Origin of the sequence: Haliea sp., from assembly GCF_040222615.1 — a bacterium.
GTDB lineage: Bacteria > Pseudomonadota > Gammaproteobacteria > Pseudomonadales > Halieaceae > Haliea.
The window spans coordinates 1-1,894 of record NZ_JAVKCQ010000102.1; the positions used below are offsets into that span (position 1 = coordinate 1).

Here is a 1,894-nt window from a genome sequence, read left to right on the forward strand (position 1 = left end):
CGCCTCGGCCTGGCGCCTGAGTGGGCGCGGCGAGGTATAGCACGGGCACTGCCTGTCGTCATTCGTGGTGGGTGCCTTGCTCGCCGCGCGCTGCCGCCGAAGACCGATGCTGGTCAAGATCTGCTCCATGGGGCCGGCCGGGGATATCCAGCGTATCCGGCGCCCCTGGCTGTGCGGGCTCGCCTGGCGCCTGGCGTTCTCCGCATCCGGGTTCCTGGTGCCAACCCGGGCGGTGGGCGACGAGTTGCGGGATGCCGGGATTCCGCCCGCCAGCATCCATTGCCTGAGGTCGCTGTTTCCGCAGGCTGCCCTGCCTGCTGCCGAATTACCACCCGATCCAGCCCCCGACGCGCCGGTAGCGCTGTTCGTCGGCCGTTTGCACCCCGACAAGGGTCTGCGCACGCTGATGGCGGCCTGGCCGGCACTGGCCCGCAGCTCCCAGTGGCGCTGGGTCATTGTCGGCGACGGGCCGATGCGGCAGGAGATCCTCGATTGGGTTGCGCGTGAAGGACTGCAGTCCTCGGTGAGCCTGGTGGGTTACCAGGCCGATCCCGGCCCCTGGTTTCAGCAGGCGGCGGTGTTCGTGTTTCCCTCCCACTCGGAGTCATTCGGCAATGTACTGGTGGAGGCCCTGTTACACGGCTGCCACGTGTTGACCACCGCTGTGGGCGTTGTCTGCGACTGGCCGGTACATGCCCCGGTGGTCCGGCTTCCGCAGGCGGACCACCGGGCCTGGCAGGACGCCCTCCGGGATTGGGCTGCGCTGCCCGCAGAACAGCGCGCGCGCCGTCGCCGGGCGGCGCGAGCATTTGCCCTGGAGCAGCACCACCCGGATGCGGTGATGAATTCACTGCATGAGGTCTACGCCAAACTGCTCGGCAACACACTGCCGCAGCCCCGGTCCGGAGGTGCTGGATGATTACTGCCCGGCGTTTGCGGCGCCTGTGGTGGCAGCTCCGCTACCTGCGGCCACAACAGGTAGTGCAGAGACTGCACCTGCGCCTGCGACCACCCGGCCAGCTGGCGCGGGTGGCTGTGCCCGGCTGGCAGGCGCCGTCGGGGACCTGGGCGGAGCCCGCGGCGCTGCCGGCGACCTGGCGGGAAGAGGGTGTGTTTTCGCTCCTGGGTAGCGATGTGCCGTGGTCTGCCGGAACGGTTTGGCGGGACCGAACCCTGGGCAAGAAATGCCTGATGGAGCTCAACACCTGCAACTGGTTGTTGAGCGCGGGTCCGGCGTGGCGTTGCCGCCTGCTGGAGGACTGGGTGGCCGCCCAGCGCCAGCCTGACGGGTCCGGATGGCACCCCTACATCACATCCCAGCGCATAGTGAACTGGCTCAAGTCGGGGCTCGCGGGTGACGGGCTCAGCGCGCCGGTGCGTTTGAGCCTGGCCCAGCAACTGCGGTATCTGGAACCGCGGCTGGGGTTCGACGAATGCGATCACAAGCTGATCAACAATGCCAAGGCGCTGTTATTTGCGGGATTTTGCCTGGCGGACCCCCGGGCGCCGCGCTGGCGCGCCCGCGGCCTGGGTTTGCTGTCGCGCTATCTTCCGGGGTTACTGCACAGTGATGGCGGCTACGTCGGCCGCAGCCCGATGTATCACAACGCGCTGCTGCTGGACTTGCTCGATATCGTGAATCTGCTGCGGGCCTTTCGCGCGCCACTGCCAGCCGGGTTGGAGGCGCGAGCCACCGCAGCGCTGCACTGGTCCCGTGCCCTGTGCCATGCTGATTCGCAGCCCGCCCTGTTCAACGATGCGGCCCTGGATGTCGTTCCCGATACGCCGATCCTGACAGCCTATGGCGGGCGACTCGGTTTGCGGGATGAGTCGGGCAGCGGGGAAATCGGCAGCTGCTGGTTGCCCGCCTCAGGTGTCGGCCGCCTGCGTGCCG

The 1,894-nt window shown here is 68.3% G+C and carries 2 protein-coding genes; both read left to right on the top strand.

Features of this window, described 5'->3' with window-relative positions; genetic code table 11:
• Positions 1-106: 106 nt before the first annotated feature.
• On the top strand, positions 107-919 hold the full coding sequence (locus tag RJQ10_RS08225; protein ID WP_350145473.1) for a glycosyltransferase: 813 nt from the start codon (positions 107-109) through the stop codon (positions 917-919).
• Positions 916-1,894 (top strand): heparinase II/III family protein (locus RJQ10_RS08230; protein ID WP_350145475.1); only part of this gene is annotated, 979 nt, incomplete at its 3' end. The genes RJQ10_RS08225 and RJQ10_RS08230, both read left to right, overlap by 4 nt.

Bases quoted from the DNA above. Each gene is read 5' to 3' on its own strand.
- RJQ10_RS08225 (WP_350145473.1), top strand. From the start codon at position 107: ATGCTGGTCAAGATCTGCTCCATGGGGCCGGCCGGGGATATCCAGCGT.